14 protein-coding genes are annotated in these 15,471 nt (G+C 63.4%); 9 read left to right on the top strand and 5 right to left on the bottom strand.

Annotated features, from left to right (window positions below):
• Positions 1-18: 18 nt before the first annotated feature.
• The 4 genes from AC5J09_RS09155 to AC5J09_RS09140 are packed head-to-tail and all read left to right on the top strand — an operon-like array spanning position 19 to position 4,155.
• Positions 19-1,143: an ABC transporter substrate-binding protein gene (locus AC5J09_RS09155; RefSeq protein ID WP_494297497.1), complete on the top strand. Its 1,125-nt coding sequence runs from the start codon at positions 19-21 to the stop codon at positions 1,141-1,143.
• Between the two features lie 53 nt (positions 1,144-1,196).
• Positions 1,197-2,333, top strand: coding sequence for an ABC transporter substrate-binding protein (locus AC5J09_RS09150; RefSeq protein WP_494297496.1), 1,137 nt, complete (start codon positions 1,197-1,199; stop codon positions 2,331-2,333).
• A complete protein-coding gene (locus AC5J09_RS09145) occupies positions 2,330-3,400 on the top strand; it encodes a FecCD family ABC transporter permease (protein ID WP_033047834.1) in 1,071 nt (356 codons plus the stop codon). Before AC5J09_RS09150 ends, AC5J09_RS09145 begins: the two co-directional genes overlap by 4 nt.
• Positions 3,394-4,155 carry an ABC transporter ATP-binding protein gene (locus tag AC5J09_RS09140; protein ID WP_494297495.1) on the top strand — a complete coding sequence of 254 codons (762 nt, stop codon included), beginning with the start codon at positions 3,394-3,396 and terminating at the stop codon, positions 4,153-4,155. The genes AC5J09_RS09145 and AC5J09_RS09140 overlap by 7 nt, the downstream gene beginning before the upstream one ends.
• Positions 4,156-4,164: 9 nt before the next feature.
• On the opposite strand, the gene rfbC is transcribed toward AC5J09_RS09140, so the two are convergent.
• Positions 4,165-4,704: a dTDP-4-dehydrorhamnose 3,5-epimerase gene (rfbC, locus tag AC5J09_RS09135; RefSeq protein ID WP_494297494.1), complete on the bottom strand. Its 540-nt coding sequence runs from the start codon at positions 4,702-4,704 to the stop codon at positions 4,165-4,167.
• A gap of 201 nt (positions 4,705-4,905) precedes the next feature.
• On the opposite strand from rfbC, the gene AC5J09_RS09130 reads away from it, so the two are divergent.
• Genes AC5J09_RS09130 through AC5J09_RS09120 form a run of 3 tightly spaced genes read left to right on the top strand, consistent with a single transcriptional unit; the run spans position 4,906 to position 7,014 of the window.
• Positions 4,906-5,394: an acyltransferase gene (locus AC5J09_RS09130; RefSeq protein WP_275599301.1), complete on the top strand. Its 489-nt coding sequence runs from the start codon at positions 4,906-4,908 to the stop codon at positions 5,392-5,394.
• Entirely contained in the window at positions 5,394-6,236 is an 843-nt protein-coding gene (locus AC5J09_RS09125; RefSeq protein ID WP_275600143.1) for an NAD-dependent epimerase/dehydratase family protein, read from the top strand. The genes AC5J09_RS09130 and AC5J09_RS09125 overlap by 1 nt, the downstream gene beginning before the upstream one ends.
• 1 nt (position 6,237) lies before the next feature.
• The gene (locus AC5J09_RS09120) at positions 6,238-7,014 is read left to right on the top strand and encodes a cephalosporin hydroxylase family protein (protein ID WP_102761731.1); all 777 of its coding nucleotides are present in this window, start codon (positions 6,238-6,240) and stop codon (positions 7,012-7,014) included.
• Positions 7,015-7,627: 613 nt separating this feature from the next.
• On the opposite strand, the gene AC5J09_RS09115 is transcribed toward AC5J09_RS09120, so the two are convergent.
• The 4 genes from AC5J09_RS09115 to rfbF form a co-directional block, all read right to left on the bottom strand.
• Positions 7,628-8,962 (bottom strand): ISNCY family transposase, encoded by a 1,335-nt coding sequence (locus AC5J09_RS09115; protein ID WP_324763945.1) that lies wholly within the window; start codon positions 8,960-8,962, stop codon positions 7,628-7,630.
• A gap of 143 nt (positions 8,963-9,105) precedes the next feature.
• Positions 9,106-10,338, bottom strand: a complete 1,233-nt coding sequence (locus tag AC5J09_RS09110; protein ID WP_494297493.1) for a methyltransferase domain-containing protein — start codon at positions 10,336-10,338, stop codon at positions 9,106-9,108.
• Between the two features lie 6 nt (positions 10,339-10,344).
• The gene (rfbG, locus tag AC5J09_RS09105) at positions 10,345-11,415 is read right to left on the bottom strand and encodes a CDP-glucose 4,6-dehydratase (protein WP_494297492.1); all 1,071 of its coding nucleotides are present in this window, start codon (positions 11,413-11,415) and stop codon (positions 10,345-10,347) included.
• Positions 11,412-12,179 carry a glucose-1-phosphate cytidylyltransferase gene (rfbF, locus tag AC5J09_RS09100; protein ID WP_100671623.1) on the bottom strand — a complete coding sequence of 256 codons (768 nt, stop codon included), beginning with the start codon at positions 12,177-12,179 and terminating at the stop codon, positions 11,412-11,414. The genes rfbG and rfbF overlap by 4 nt, the downstream gene beginning before the upstream one ends.
• A gap of 242 nt (positions 12,180-12,421) precedes the next feature.
• Between rfbF and AC5J09_RS09095 the strand changes: the two genes are divergently transcribed.
• Together AC5J09_RS09095 and AC5J09_RS09090 are read left to right on the top strand one after the other, a co-directional pair.
• A complete protein-coding gene (locus AC5J09_RS09095; protein WP_494297491.1) occupies positions 12,422-13,861 on the top strand; it encodes an FAD-binding oxidoreductase in 1,440 nt (479 codons plus the stop codon).
• Positions 13,862-13,902: 41 nt separating this feature from the next.
• Positions 13,903-15,324 (top strand): pyridoxal phosphate-dependent decarboxylase family protein, encoded by a 1,422-nt coding sequence (locus AC5J09_RS09090; protein WP_494297490.1) that lies wholly within the window; start codon positions 13,903-13,905, stop codon positions 15,322-15,324.
• The last annotated feature ends 147 nt before the right edge of the window (positions 15,325-15,471 follow it).

Below are 15,471 nucleotides of genomic sequence, written 5' to 3'. Positions count from 1 at the left end.
TCGAAGGAGCAGGGAACGATGAAGGTTTTCAACATGGTGGCCGCTGCCGCCGCGGGTTTCTGCACGCTTGTTTCGAGCGCCGCGTTCGCCGACGCCATCAAGGTAACCGATGTCACCGGTCGCGAGGTCGAAGTCAATGTGCCGGTCGAGCATGTGATCCTCGGAGAGGGGCGCCAGATCTACTTTGTCGGCGCTCTCGACAAGGACGAGCCGTTCAAGCGGGTCGTCGGCTGGCGCGACGACCTCACCAAGGCGGATCCCGAGACATACGCCGCCTTTCTCGAGAAGTATCCCGAGATTGCCAAGCTGCCGACCTTCGGCGGCATGAAGGACGGCACCTTCGACGTTGAGCAGGCGGTGGCGCTGAAGCCGGACGTCATGCTGATGAATATCGATGCCAAGACGGCGACGGAGGAAGCGGGCTACATCGAGAAGCTCGAAAAAGTCGGCATTCCGCTCGTCTATGTCGATTTCCGCGAAAAGCCGATGGAGAACACCGAACCGAGCATGCGCCTTATCGGCAAGCTGTTCGGCGAGGAGGCAAAGGCCGAGGAATTCATCAAGTTCCGTGCCGACAGCATCGCCAAGGTGACCGATACCCTCGCCAAGGCCGATCCGAAAAAGCCGCTCGTGTTCATGGAGCGCGCCGGGGGCTATTCGGATGACTGCTGCATGTCGTTCGGCAACGAGAACTTCGGCAAGATGGTCGAGCTCGCAGGCGGCGTGAACATGGCGAAGGACATCATTCCCGGCACCTTCGGCACCGTCAATCCGGAGCAGGTCATCGCGTCCAATCCCGACCAGATCATCATCACGGGCGGCAACTGGGAGGGTTACGTTCCTGGCGGTGCCTGGGTCGGTGTCGGCTACGGCGCTGACGAGAAGGAGGCGCAGCGCAAGCTCGATGCCCTCACCACCCGTCCTGCCTTCACCGGTGTGAAGGCGGTCAAGGACGGCAATGTCCATGCCATCTGGCATCAGTTCTACAACAACCCCTACCAGTTCGTGGCCATACAGCAGATAGCGAAGTGGCTGCATCCGGAGCTGTTCAAGGATCTCGATCCGGAGGCGACGTTCAAGGAACTGCACGAGCGCTTCCTGCCATTGCCCTACAAGAGCGGCTACTTCGTCTCCCTGAAGTAAGGCTCCAAGTTCGGAAGGCGTCAGCCTTCCGATTTCCTGTTCGCGAGGTTCCGATGCGGATACTAAGGAAGGCTCTTCTTGCGCTTGCCGCCGTCGCAATTGCCGCGGCGCCGGTGATCGCGGCGGAAATCACCGACGTCACCGGACGAAAGATCGAACTCGATCTCCCGGCAAAACGGATATTGCTGGGAGAGGCGCGCCAGATTCACATCGCGGCGGCACTGAAGCGCGAATCCGTCTTCGATACGATCGTCGGCTGGCGCGACGACCTGATCAAGAAGGATCCGGACTCATATGCGGGTTACCTCGAGCGCTTTCCGGAAATCGAAAAACTGCCGCGTTTCGGTTACATCCCGAGCGGTGATTTCAGCCTGGAGGCGGCAATCGCGCTGAAGCCCGATGTGCTGACGCTCAATCTCGAAGCCGAAGAAGCAGTCGAAGAGTCGGGCTTCATCGAAAAAGCGGCAGCCGCGGGCATAGCCGTGGTCTATCTCGACTTCCGGGTGGACCCGTCGAAGAACAGTGAGAAATCCATCCGGATTCTGGGCCAGCTCTTCGGCGCGGAGACACGGGCGGACGAGTTCATCGAGTACCGGCGCGCGCAGATCGCTGTCGTGAGCGAGCGGTTGGCCAAAGCCGGAGCGGTCGACCGCCCCACGGTCTTCATCGAGCGCTCGCCCGGAATAACGGGTGAGACAGCATGCTGTCGGACCTTCGGCCCGGCGAATTTCGGCGAGATGGTCGAAAAGGCCGGCGGTCACAATATCGGATCCGACGTATTCACGACCACGTTCGGCGATCTCAATCCCGAGCAGCTCGTCGTCGCGAATCCCGAGCATGTGATCGTCACCGGCAGCAACTGGTCGGCCGAGTCGGACCTGAACCAGTTCGTGAGCGTCGGACGCGGCGCCGATCCAGCGGCGGCACGGGAGCGGCTGAAGGGCCTGATGCAGCGGCCGGCTTTTGCGAACCTCGAAGCGGTGAGGGTTGGCAGGGTCTATGCCGCCTGGCACCAGTTCTATGGCGCGCCCTATGAGTTCGTGCCGATCCAGCAATTCGCCAAATGGTTCCATCCGGACCTTTTTGCGGATATCGATCCGGACCGGACCTTCCGCGAATTCCACGAGAAATTCCTTCCGGTTGCCTATCGGCCGGGCTATTTCGTGTCGCTGACCGACGGAGAGAAATGATGGCCGCTATCGCCGAGGAGACCGCAGGCATCGAAGGGCGCGGTCGGTACCGCGCTCTCGTCTTTCGCCGGCTCTTCATGCTGTCGGGACTCGTCGCCGCGCTGTTCATCTCCGTCGCCGTCGACATGGCGCTCGGGCCGGCCAATTATTCCCTTTCGGACGTTCTGACGGCCCTGTTTCATGCCGAGACGGTAACCGATCAGCTTCGCGTCGTGATCTGGGACATACGCATGCCCATCGCGCTGATGGCCGTGACGGTCGGCGCATCGCTCTCTCTCGCCGGCGCGCAGATGCAGACGATCCTGGCCAATCCGCTGGCAAGTCCGTTCACGCTGGGCATCTCGGCCGCGGCCGGCTTTGGCGCGGCGCTCGGCCTCGTCGCGGGCGTTGCCGTCTTCCCGGTCGCCGTTCAGTACATGGTGCCGCTCAATGCCTTCCTGATGGCTATGATAGCGGCGCTCTTCATCCATTTCGCCTCCACCATGCGCGGGGTCACCGTCGAAACGATCGTCCTTCTGGGCATCGCACTCGTCTTCACCTTCAACGCGGCGCTGTCGCTGCTCGAATATCTCGCTTCAGAACAGGCGCTTGCGGCGGTCGTGTTCTGGACGATGGGCAGCCTTACCAAAGCGACATGGCCGAAGGTCTGGGTCACGGCCGCCGTACTGCTCGTCGCGGTGCCGGTCTTCGCACGCCGCGCCTGGGCGCTGACGGCGCTCCGGCTCGGCGACGACAAGGCGGCGAGCTTCGGCATCAATGTCCGCCGCCTCAGGCTCGAAACGATGCTGACGGTCAGCCTGCTCGCGGCCATCCCGGTGTCCTTCGTCGGAACGATCGGTTTCGTCGGTCTCGTCGGACCGCATATCGCCCGCATGCTCGTCGGCGAAGACCAGCGGTTCTTCCTGCCGGCCTCCGTCCTTTGCGGCGCGCTGCTGCTCTCCGTAACGTCGGTGGTCAGCAAGATGATCATTCCCGGAGCGGTGCTGCCGATCGGCATCATCACCGCGCTCGTCGGCGTACCCTTCTTCTTCGTGCTGATTTTCACCAACAGGAAGCGCGCATGGTAAGCCTCGCCCTCAAGGATGTCGGCGCCACCTATGGCCGGCGTGTGGTCCTTTCCGACATCAACACAGGCACATTGAGGGGCGGGCAACTCACCGCCGTCATCGGTCCGAACGCGGCTGGGAAGTCGACGCTGTTCAAGCGGATCGCCGGCCTTGCCGCCGGTCCAGGCCTCGTCCATCTTTCCGATACGGCCAAGGGCGCGGAAGCAATCTGCTACATGCCGCAGGATACCGGCGCCAATGCCGTCCTGACGGTCTACGAGTCGGTGCTGCTTTCCGCCAAACAGGGTTCGGGCTGGAAGGTCGAGGACGGCGAACTGGCGGAAATCGACCGGGTGCTTGCGGCGCTCAAGATCGAGGATCTCGCCTTTCGCGGCCTTGGCGAACTTTCCGGAGGACAGCGCCAGCTCGTCTCCATCGCGCAGGCGCTGGTGCGCAAGCCCGAGGTCCTGCTGATGGACGAGCCGACCTCGGCGCTCGACCTCTTCCGCCAGATCGAGGTGCTCGGCTTCATGAAGCGGCTCGCCTCTCAATCCGGCATGGCGGTGCTGATCGCCCTGCACGACCTGAACCACGCGCTGCGCTACTGCGAGGATACGATCGTGATCAGCGGGGGATCGGTCGTGGCCAGCGGCCCGACCCATGCCGTCGTCACCGCCGACATGCTGAAAACGGTCTATCGCGTCGAGGCGCGCGTCGAAGCCTGTTCTCGCGGGCGGCCGGTCATCATCGTCGACGACTCCCTCGCCTTCGGGTGAAGTGCCGCCTCAAGCGGAGATGAAGGCAAAGGCACGGTCGCGCTCCGACATCTGCGCCACTTCGAGCGGCCAGGAAATGGCGAGGTGCGGGTCGAGCGGATTGAGCCCGCCTTCCGCTTCGGGCGCATAGGGCTTGTCATGCAGGTAGACGAGTTCGCAATTCTCGCTCAGCGTCTGAAAGCCATGGGCAAACCCGCCGGGGATCATCATCGAGCGGGCATTCTCCGCGCTCAGGATTTCACCGTGCCATTGCAGATAAGTGGGCGAATCCGGCCTGATGTCGACGGCGACATCGAATACGGTGCCGGCCAGGCACGAGACGAACTTCGCCTCGTCATGGGGCTGCCGCTGGAAGTGCATGCCACGGATCGTGCCCTTCGCTCGCGTCAGGGTGTGGTTGATCTGCGCGATCGTTCCGTCAGCGCCGAAATCGCGCAATTCGTCCCGGCAGAAGAAGCGTGAGAAAAAGCCGCGTTCGTCGCCGGTTTGCTTGCGCTCGATTACCGTGAGGCCGGCGAGAGACGTGGAGAGACGATTGAAGCGCGACATGAATTCCTCGATACAGCGTTCCCGACCGATGCTTCTTGCACGATCCGGCGTTGACGCGGCAAGCGCTAACTGGAAAAGAGGACACCGAGACAGCCCTCTATCGCGCCGAGCGTCTCATCAGATGCGCAAAGGCTGGAGCGGGATGCGGGCGGAAAACCGCACACACTTTCCTCATCCCGCTCTCGAAATATCGGAGTCATCATGATCGAGGTGCATCCCTCGGCTAAGATCAGCCCCCTCTGCGATATCGAGGATTCCGTGCGGGGCACACGGATTGTCGTCGGAGACGCATCGGTCATCGACAGCTTCGTCAAGATCAAACCGGCGGGCGGCACCGGCGACCTCACGATCGGCCGCTTCTGTTATGTCAACAGCGGCTGCGTCTTCTATACCGGTAACGGCATAAGCATCGCCGACAATGTCTTGATCGCGGCCAATTGTACCTTCGCTCCGGTCAATCACGCCTATGGCGACCGGGATCGCCTGATCCGGGAACAGGGCTTCCTGCCGAGCCGCGGCGGCATCGTGGTCGAGGAGGATGTCTGGATCGGGGCGAATTCGGTGATCCTCGACGGCGCCCTGTTGCGCAAGGGCTGTGTCATCGCTGCCGGGTCCATCGTGCGCGGCGAGGTCGAAGCCTACACCGTCTGCGGCGGCAATCCGCTGAGGCGCCTGGGGGTGCGATCGTGATGTTCACGGTTTTCGGCGGCTCCGGTTTCATCGGGCGCAATCTCGTCCGCCGATTGCGCGAACGGGGTGCCGAGGTGCGTGTTCCCTCCCGCGCCGACATGCCGGCCTCCGGCGAGGACCTCGGCCATGTCATCTATGCCATCGGCCTTACGGCCGATTTCCGCACTCGGCCATTCGACACGATCGAAGCGCATGTCTCGCTCGCAGCGAAGCTCCTGCGTGAGAATGCGTTTTCGTCCTTTCTCTATCTCTCGTCCACTCGAGTCTATGCCGGCAGCGAGGATACGCGCGAGGAAGCCCGGCTGTCGGTTTCGCCTCTCGATCCTTCGGATCTCTACAATCTCTCCAAGTTGACGGGGGAAGCGATCTGCCTCGCCTCCGGCCGCGAGAAGGTGCGGATCGCGCGCTTGTCGAACGTCGTCGGGCCTGACGAGGCGAAGTCGGACACGTTCCTCGGCGCGCTGTGCCGCGAGGCGGGCAGCGGCCATATCCAGCTCCAAACCGCGCTCGATTCGAGCAAGGACTATATCTGGATAGACGATGCCGTGGACCTCCTCTTGCGGATCGCGCAGGAGGGCCGCAATTCCGTCTACAACGTCGCAAGCGGCCGTCAGACGAGCCACGCCGAGTGGTGCGCAGCCATCCAATCCCGGACGAAATGCTCCGTAGCTGTGGACGACGGTGCGCCGACAGGTTCATTCGCATCGATCTCCGTCGACAGGTCGAAGGACGAGTTCGCTTTTGCTGCAGCACCTGTGCTAGAGCGCATCGCAGAAATCCTGGGCGAGGGAGAGCCGGATACCGGTTGCCACCCGCGGCCCTCCAGAAGAAGCAGGATCTGACATGGACCCTATCGAACAATTCCGCACCGAGCGGGCGGCCGCGATCGACGGCTACGGCCGTGACGGCGATTTCCAGGCGCTGTCGAACCAGTGGCGCGAAGCTTCTATGGCGAAGCGTTACGTCTATAATTTTGATTGGCTGGGGCGCCCGATCATTCAGTATCCGCAGGATATCCTGGCGATGCAGGAACTGATCTGGGCGACGCGGCCCGATCTGGTGATCGAGACCGGGATCGCGCATGGAGGCTCGGTGATCATGAGCGCCTCGCTGCTCGCCATGCTCGACATGTGCGATGCGATCGAGGCGGGCGTTTCATTCGACCCCGGCCGGTCCAAGCGCAAGGTCATCGGTATCGACATCGACATCCGCGCCCACAACCGCGCGGCGATCGAGAGCCATCCGATGGCGAGCCGCATCCAGATGTTCGAGGGATCGTCCATCGATCCGGACATCGTCGCGCAGGTGCGTGAGGCGTCGGTCGGCTACAGCCGCGTCATGGTATGCCTCGATTCCATGCACACCCACGCGCATGTGCTCGCCGAGCTCGAAGCCTATGCGCCGATGGTGACGGCCGGCTGCTATTGCGTGGTCTTCGACACTCTGGTCGAAGACATGCCCGCGGGATTCTTCGACGACCGCCCCTGGGACGTGGGCGACAATCCGAAGACCGCCGTGCATGAGTATCTGAAATCGCACCCTGAGTTCGAGATCGACCGGTCGGTTCAGAACAAGTTGATGGTGACGGTTGCGCCGGATGGCTTCCTGAAGAGGCTTTGACAGGTCCGCTTCCCTTTTGAGGGAGATCGCCCCGCCTGCAAGTGTCTGATTTAAGTCATCGTGATCGATTCAAGAGGTTAGAGCGGGATGCGGGCGGAAAACCGCACTCACTTTCCTAAGTCCGTTGAGATCGAATACCCGCGGCCGCTTGTTTGACTTCCTCATTCCTGTGACGAGCACGGAGAGGTTGCAGTCCTCCGATACGTTTCCTCAGCGCCGCGCGTCTTATGAGACGCGCAAAGGTCGCTGTAGCACTTTGAGCTGCTGCATGTTTTTGTCCATTGATCGGCTACGATCAACATGCAGTGGCGCACGGTCGGTACTCAATGAGTTCAAGCGCATCGCCATGCGCGCCGACAAAACCGACCAGAGCTCGCGGCAGCCGTCATAAACTCAAAATGAATCCCGACAAGCCTTAGACTAGTGCCTGTCCATAAACGCCTGTTTTTCGGCGGTTTTGAAAGGTAGTTTGCCGGCTGACACCGTTTCTTGGGACGCGCGATGGCACAAGGCGGCGCAGGTTATGTCCCGAAGAGCGATCTGGCGGCAATAGGTCATAGGGTATGGGCCGACGCTCGCCGGACTTACTCTGAACGCCACCGGATCAGGAGCGTCAGGTCGGCCTGAGGCGGGCGAAGAGGGCGAGATTGTAAGCGACCACCGAGGACCAGACATAAGCCTTGAAGTGGTCGAGCCCACGCCAGGTGCAGCGCCCCAAGCCATAAGCGCGTTTCAGGCAAGAGATGCCGGCCTCGATGCCGGCGCGGAAGTTGCGCAGCTTGCGATAGATCCGCCGGCTGCTGACCATGTCTTCGATGCTGAGGCCGCGCTTCTTGTGGAAGGCCATGTCGCGGATGCCGCGAGCTTTGGCTCCGCTCAGATTTTCGCGGCTGGCATAGCCGCCGTCGGCCGCCGCCTGACGCGGCGGCTCGCCGTAAAAGGCGATGTGGCGTTCCAGCATCGGCAGCAAGCGCTCGCTGTCGGTCGGGTTGCCGGCTTCGATGACGAGGTCGAGGATCAGTCCGCTTCTGCCGGTGGTCAGATTGAGTTTGTGGCCGTAGTCGACGTCGCGGCTGCCCTTGACGATGATGTTGGCATGCGGCTCGAACAGGCTCACCAGCTTCTCGCCGGCCGGAACCGGCTCCCCGGCCAGGACCCGCCGTTCGGTCTGGGCGATGATCCGCTCGATCAGCGGCCGGTAGTGGCGGAGTTGGGCCTGCCACAGTTCGCCGGCCGGGCCCGCCGTCAGCGGCAACTGTTCACTGGCCTGCTGCAGATAACTCAAGGTCGTGCGCGTGATCTTGAGCAGTTCGCGGTAGTGCTTGATCCGTTTAGGGCGGCCGCGGATATATTCGATCGCCCGGGCCCGCTTCTTTGCCGCGCGGCGATGGTCGTGCCATGGAATGGCGCTACCCAGTGCCTCGGCCTGCTGCAACAGCCGCACCGTCACCCGGACAGCGTCCCATAACAGGCTGCTGTCGCTCGGTTCATGGATCAGTGCGGCGGTAACGGTGCTGTCCACGCGCACGACCTTGCCACTTTCCAGCTTCTCCTGCCGGGCGCTCGCCAGCAGCACCCCGTTGATCTCTTCAAAGGTTTGCGCCCGGATCGCGCTGATCGTCTTGTGCAAAACCGACTTCTTCGGGTTCCAGCCCCACGGCAGCCGGGCAAACGCCCGGAACGAGGCGGAGTCTTCGAGGTGGAAGGCCAGTTCCTGGTAACTCAACTGGCGATGCTGCTTGAGCAGCGCGCAGCGCAGCACAGCCTCGGCTGGTAGCCCCTCGCGGCCAGTCTGTCTGAGACCATGCCGGCGCAGGTCCCGCGCCACCAGCCCGAGCAAATCGCCATGCTCATCCAGCCATTCCGACATCGCCTTCAGTTCACGACCGATCTCGTGTTCGGCGAAAAGATCAAATATGCTGGCTTGGACGGTGCGTTCTTGGCGCATTGTCGGCTCCGGCGGTGACGGGTTTGTCTTTAGAATCAGTAGCTTGATCTAAAGTATACCTGAAACCGCCGGGCTTTGCCCACGCAGATATCGCGATTCACTCAATAAATTCAGCAGTTTACCGTTTATGGACGGGCACTAGACTAGATCACCCGCACTTTCGGAATGGCGACCACGAAGCGGCCATCCCAGGAGCGGATATAGGCGTGGGCGGCGACGATCTCGTCGGTCAGGTTCCAGGGCAGGATGACGATATAGTCGGGTTTTTCGGCCTCGATCCTGGCGGGATCGTAGATCGGAATGTGGCTGCCGGGCGAGAGCTTGCCCTGCTTCAGATCGTTGCGGTCGACGATGAAGTCGATATCCGACGCGGTGACCCCGCAGACGTTCAGGAAGGTGTTGCCCTTTGCTGCAGCGCCGTAAGCCGCTACGCGCTTGTTTTCGCTTCTGGCCTGCGCGAGAAACGCGCGGAATCCCTCGCAGACCGCGGCGATGCGCCGCCCGAAGGCGGCGTAGGTGGGCATCTGCGTGAGTCCGGCGCTTTCCTCCTCGGCCCGCACTTCGGCGAGCTTCGCGGTCGCCGGTCTGTTTCCGGACACCGCCTGGGCGTAAACGCGCAGCGAGCCTCCATGGGTCGGCAGTTCCTCGACATCGAAGACCTTCAGCCCGCAAGCGGCGAAGATACGTTCGACGGCCGCGAGCGAGAGGTAGGAATAGTGCTCGTGATAGATCGTGTCGAATTGGATGCCTTCGATCAGCCGCAGGAGGTGCGGAAACTCGAAGGTAGCGACGCCGTCCGGCTTCAGGAGGATCGCAAAGCCGCTGACGAAATCTGCGATATCCGGCACATGGGCGAGAACATTGTTGGCGGCGGTGAGATCGGCGCGGATGCCGCGGGCGACGAGCGCGTTGGCCGTGTCGCGGCCGAAGAAGGCGACGTGGGTCGGCACGTTGCGGCCTTCGGCGATCCTCGCGGCATTGGCCGCCGGCTCTACGCCGAGCACGGGAATTTGCTTGGCCGCGAAATATTGCAGCAGGTAGCCGTCGTTCGACGCGACTTCCACCACCTGCGAGCTGCCGTCGAGAGCGAGGCGGTCGGTCATCGCCTCTGAATAACGGCGCGCATGGTCGAGCCAGCTCGTCGAGAATGACGAGAGATAGTGGTAGTCGGCGTTGAAGATTTCGTCCGCCGGGACCGTCTCGGTCGTCTGGACGAGCAGGCATTCGGAACAGACCATCACCTTCAGCGGAAAGGCCTTCTCGCGGGCGATCGCCTCCTCAGTCGGCTCGAGGAACGAGTTGGACCAGGGTGTCGCCCCGAGATCGGCCACGACGGTTTCAAGCGGGGTCGAGCAGAAGCGGCAGGAGTGGGACATCGTGGATCAAAGGCCTTTCGTGAATGCTTCTATCTGGTCGAGCGTGAGTTGACGCGCAGCTTCGCCGCGGCGCCAACCGTCGTACCAGCGCGCGGTCCACTCGATCGCCTGCTTCTGGGCGAGGCGCGGGCGCCATGCGAGGTTCTCGCCGGCGAGAGCCGGATCGAGGCCGAGCGTCTGCATCTCGCGCGGCTGTTCGAGCGCCGAGACGTCGTCCCATTCGGGGTCGAGCCCCATCGCGGCCTGCACGGCGTTCGCTACGTCGCGCACGGGGATCGCCGGCTCGGATGGCGAGGGGCCGAAATTCAGCGCATCGACATCGCTTTCGCCCTTGTAGAGTGCCTCGGCAAAGAGAAAATAGCCGTTGAGACAATCAAGCACGTGCTGCCAGGGACGCGTCGCGAGCGGGCTGCGAATATTGAGTCGCGAGCCGGAAAGGGCGGCGCGCACGACGTCCGGCACGAGCCGGTCGTCGGAAAAATCGCCGCCGCCGATCACATTGCCGCCTCGTGCCGTGGCGACACGAATGCCGCGCTCCTTAAGGTAGGCGCTGCGCCAGGTTGCGACGGCAAGCTCGCAGGCTGCCTTGGAGCCCGAATAGGGGTCATGCCCGCCAAGCGTATCGCTCTCCCGGAAATGCCGCCCGCTCTCGTCGTTGCGGTAGACCTTGTCGGTCGTAACGACGAGGACGGCCTTCACGGAAGGCGTCGCGCGCGCCGCTTCGAGCAGCCGGACCGTGCCCATGACATTGACGTCGAAAGTCTCGGCAGGCTCCGCATAGCTTTCGCGGACCAGCGGCTGCGCAGCCATGTGCAGGACGATCTCCGGCTCGCTCTTGCGTGCGATCGTCGCGAGCGCTTCACCGTCGCGAATGTCGCCGAATTGACCGCCCGGTGCTCCGTTCGGATGCAACAGGCCATGGAGCGACGGCCGAGAGGCGGGCGGCAGTGCATAGCCGGTCACATGCGCGCCCATTTCCTTGAGCCACACACCCGCCCAGCTTCCCTTGAAGCCCGTATGGCCGGTCAGCAGGACGCGCTTTCCCGCCCAGAATCCCGGATCAGGGAGACGGCTCATGCCCAGACTTTCCAGGGCGCGCGGTTCTGCTGCCAGAGTTCTTCGAGCTGGGTCTTGTCGCGCAGCGTGTCCATCGGGCGCCAGAAACCTTCATGCGGGAAAGCCATCAGCTGCCCATCGCGCGCCAGGCCCTCGAGCGGCGCGCTTTCGAAGGGGACGTGATCTCCCGCGATGCGGTCGAGCACGGAGCGATTGAGAACGAAAAAGCCGCCATTGATGCGGCCGTTGTCGCCGGCCGGTTTCTCGGTAAAGCTCATGACCTGCCCGGCTTCGGTGGCGAGCGCACCATAGCGCCCCGGCGGCACGACGCTCGTCACCGTCGCTTCGCGGCCGTGACGCAAATGGAATTCGGTGAGCGCGCGGATATCGACATCGGCGACGCCGTCGCCATAGGTCAGGCAGAAGGTCTCGCCGAGATAGCCGGCGACACGCTTCAAGCGGCCGCCGGTCATGGAGTCCGGTCCCGTATCGACCAGCGTCACCCGCCAGGGTTCGGCACTCTTCGTGTGATAGGCTGTCTCGCCCGTCGTCATGTCGAAGGTGACGTCGGAGGAATGCAGGATGTAGTTGGAGAAGTACTCCTTGATCATGTAGCCGCGATAGCCGAGGCAGATCACGAAATCCGAAAAGCCGTAATGGCTGTAGATCTTCATGATGTGCCAGAGGATCGGGCGCCCGCCGATCTCGATCATAGGCTTCGGCCTGAGGTGGCTCTCCTCCGAAATGCGGGTGCCGTATCCGCCGGCGAGAATGACCACCTTCATGCCCACGACTTCCCTCTCCATACTGCCTTCGACCGCCATTTCGCGGATTGCCGCGCCGGCGGTTCATTGGAGCATTTTAGCCGCGATTGCAAGAATCGCGCTGGCGGGAAGCCGTGTTGGCGCCCTGCAAGCTAACCCCAAAGGACTAGGGACGGCGACCGCGGGTCTGCTTGCCGGGTGTAGGGCAAAGGCGCAGAATGCCCGCCGCTGGGGGCAATGGTTCACCGCGGGAGGAGCGAATCATGAACGACATGAGCCTCATCAATCTGCAAAACGGAATAACAATGATCAGCGCCGCGGCAATCGAGGCCTTTGCTGCGCGCCTTCGCGGGCGCGTCCTGATTGCGACCGACGCCACCTATGACGAGGCGCGCACGATCTGGAACGGCATGATCGACCGAAGGCCCGGGCTGATCGTGCAATGCGCCGGAGCGGCCGACGTCGTCAATGCGGTGCGCTTCGCGGCGGAGAACCGGTTGCTCGTCGCGGTGCGCGGCGGCGGTCACAACATCGCCGGCAACGCGGTCTGCGACGGCGGCATGGTGATCGACCTCACGCCGATGAAATCGGTGCGGGTCGATGCGACAACGAAGACGGCCTGGGTCGAGCCGGGGGCGACGCTTGCCGATCTCGACGTGGAGACGCAGGCCTTCCGTCTTGCATTGCCGACCGGCATCAACTCGACGACCGGTATCGCCGGCCTGACGCTCGGCGGCGGGTTCGGCTGGATCACGCGCAAATTCGGATTGACGATCGACAACCTGCTATCGGCCGATGTGGTTACGGCCAACGGCGAACTGGTGCGCGCGAGCCCCACCGAGCACCGCGACCTGTTCTGGGCCATCAGGGGCGGCGGCGGCAATTTCGGGGTCGTGACGGCCTTCGAATTCCGCCTGCACGAACTCGGCCCCGACGTGCTCTCCGGGCTCGTTGTCCATCCCTTTGCCGAAGCCGAAAGCGTGCTGCAGCAATACAGGCAGGCGCTCGAAAATGCGCCGGACGAACTCACCTGCTGGGTGGTGATGCGCCAGGCGCCGCCGCTGCCCTTCATACCGGCCGAATGGCACGGCAAGGAGGTCGTCGTGCTCGCCATGTGCTATTGCGGCGATCTCGAGGCGGGCGAGAAGGCGGTGGCGGAGCTGCGGGCGATCGGCAATCCGATCGCCGACGTGGTATCGCCGCATCCCTTCGTCGGCTGGCAGCAGGCTTTCGACCCCTTACTCGCTCCGGGTGCCCGCAACTACTGGAAGAGCCACGACTTCATGGAGCTTTCCGATCAGGCGATCGGCATTCTCACCGAATCGATCCGGCAGTTGCCGGGCCCGGAATGCGAGGTATTCATCGCCCATGTCGGCGGCGCCGCCGGCCGCGTTGCGGCAGAGGAAACCGCTTTCCCGCAGCGCAACTCGCACTTCGTCATGAACGTGCACGGCCGATGGCGGGACGCGGCGATGGACCAGACCTGCATCGACTGGGCGCGGCATCTCTTCGAGGCAGCAAAGCCCTATGCCGCCGGCACGGCCTACGTCAATTTCATGCCTGAAGACGAGATGGACCGGGTCGAGGCGGCCTACGGCGCGAACTATGGCCGGCTCGTCGAGGTCAAGCGGCATTACGACCCGCTTAATCTCTTCCGGATGAACCAGAACGTTCGGCCGATAGAGGAACGCGGGGCGGCCTGAAGCGGGTGGCCTCGTTCGTAGGTAACGTCTGGAGGCAGTTCATGAAGGAGCAAACGACCGGCGAAATTCTTCAACGCGCGGCGGAGCACGCCGCGCGTTTCCGCGAGAAAATTACGGAGCTGCCGCAGCGGCCGGAGCAATCGTATCCGGCCGCATTGAAGATGTTTCGGGAAGCTCTGCCGGAACGGGGAAGCGCCGGTACAATAGTGATCGACGAGCTTGCCGCGAAAGCGGAGCCGGGGCTTCACGCGATGACGGGGCCACGCTTCTTCGGCTGGGTCATCGGCGGTTCCCATCCGGTCGGGGTTGCGGCCGACTGGATGACGAGCGCCTGGGGACAGAATGCCGGCAACCATCACGCGGCGCCGGCCGCAGCCGCCGCCGAGGCAATCGCGGCCAACTGGCTGCTCGATCTTCTCGATCTCCCGCGGGAGAGTTCCGTCGGCTTTGCGACCGGGGCGACGCTTGCCAATTTCATCTGCCTCGCCGCAGCGCGCGGAGAGGTGCTGCGGCAGGACGGATGGGATGTCGAGGCGCAGGGCCTCTTCGGCGCGCCGCCGGTCGCGGTGCTGATCGGCGACGACGCGCATGCGACGGTCTTTTCGGCGCTGCAGTTCCTGGGCTTCGGGCACGACCGCGTGCTGCGCGTCCAGACCGACGACATGGGTCGCATCACCGGCTCGGCTTTCGCCGAGGCCGCGGCGCAGGTCTCCGGTCCCTGCATTGCGATACTGCAGGCAGGACAGATCAATACCGGTGCCTTCGACGATTTCGCCGGCATCATGCCGATTGCCCGCGGCCTGGGCGCCTGGGTTCATGTCGACGGCGCCTTCGGCCTCTGGGCGCGCGCCACTCCCGGAAAGCGCGGGCTCACCGACGGGATCGAAGAAGCACATTCCTGGGCGACCGATGGCCACAAATGGCTGCAGACGCCCTATGACTGCGGATATGCCATCATCCGCGATCAGGAAGCCCATCGCCGGGCGATGACGATCGCCGCGAGCTACCTGCCGCCGACCACCGAGGGCGAGCGGGACCCGAGCCATTTCGTGCCCGAACTGTCGCGCCGAGCCCGCGGTTTTGCCACCTGGGCGATGATCAAGCATCTGGGACGCGAAGGCATCGCCGCCATGGTCGACCGGCATTGCCGCGTCGCCCGCGCCATCGCCGAGCGGCTGAGCGGCGAAGACGGCATAAACGTCCTGAACGAGGTGGTCCTCAATCAGGTCCTGGTACGTTTCGAAGCGGCGATGCCGGGCGATGAAGGCGACCGGATGACCCAGGCGACGATCGCCAGGCTGCAGGCCGACGGCATCCTGTTCGCCGGCGGCGCGGTCTGGCGCGGCCGCAAGGTGATGCGGCTCTCGGTCATCTCCTGGCTGACGGACGACCGCGCCGGCGAGAGGGCCGCCGGGGCGATCATCGCTGCCTGGCGCGCCGTTCGTGATGGCACTGAGGTGTAAGGCGTTTTTGCCCGGCACCGAAAGAAGGGCGGCCGGTATCGGAACCTCTCCACGCCCTTGCGGTTAGCAGGCGATGGGGCGGCTGTTTTATGACCGCGGCGAAGCCGCCGCGCCGTCTGAGGACAATGCAGCCGCTACCGCACACCG

The sequence above is a fragment of the Sinorhizobium sp. genome, from assembly GCF_059070375.1.
Note: the sequence above shows the minus strand (reverse complement) of the source record. Positions and strands in the feature narration are given on the sequence as shown.

Coding starts and splice junctions, on each gene's coding strand:
- AC5J09_RS09150 (WP_494297496.1), top strand. CDS start 1,197: ATGCGGATACTAAGGAAGGCTCTTCTTGCGCTTGCCGCCGTCGCAATT.
- AC5J09_RS09145 (WP_033047834.1), top strand. CDS start 2,330: ATGATGGCCGCTATCGCCGAGGAGACCGCAGGCATCGAAGGGCGCGGT.
- AC5J09_RS09125 (WP_275600143.1), top strand. CDS start 5,394: ATGTTCACGGTTTTCGGCGGCTCCGGTTTCATCGGGCGCAATCTCGTC.
- AC5J09_RS09130 (WP_275599301.1), top strand. CDS start 4,906: ATGATCGAGGTGCATCCCTCGGCTAAGATCAGCCCCCTCTGCGATATC.
- AC5J09_RS09110 (WP_494297493.1), bottom strand. CDS start 10,338: ATGTCCCACTCCTGCCGCTTCTGCTCGACCCCGCTTGAAACCGTCGTG.
- AC5J09_RS09115 (WP_324763945.1), bottom strand. CDS start 8,962: ATGCGCCAAGAACGCACCGTCCAAGCCAGCATATTTGATCTTTTCGCC.
- AC5J09_RS09120 (WP_102761731.1), top strand. CDS start 6,238: ATGGACCCTATCGAACAATTCCGCACCGAGCGGGCGGCCGCGATCGAC.
- AC5J09_RS09140 (WP_494297495.1), top strand. CDS start 3,394: ATGGTAAGCCTCGCCCTCAAGGATGTCGGCGCCACCTATGGCCGGCGT.
- rfbF (WP_100671623.1), bottom strand. CDS start 12,179: ATGAAGGTGGTCATTCTCGCCGGCGGATACGGCACCCGCATTTCGGAG.
- rfbC (WP_494297494.1), bottom strand. CDS start 4,704: ATGTCGCGCTTCAATCGTCTCTCCACGTCTCTCGCCGGCCTCACGGTA.
- rfbG (WP_494297492.1), bottom strand. CDS start 11,415: ATGAGCCGTCTCCCTGATCCGGGATTCTGGGCGGGAAAGCGCGTCCTG.
- AC5J09_RS09095 (WP_494297491.1), top strand. CDS start 12,422: ATGAACGACATGAGCCTCATCAATCTGCAAAACGGAATAACAATGATC.
- AC5J09_RS09090 (WP_494297490.1), top strand. CDS start 13,903: ATGAAGGAGCAAACGACCGGCGAAATTCTTCAACGCGCGGCGGAGCAC.
- AC5J09_RS09155 (WP_494297497.1), top strand. CDS start 19: ATGAAGGTTTTCAACATGGTGGCCGCTGCCGCCGCGGGTTTCTGCACG.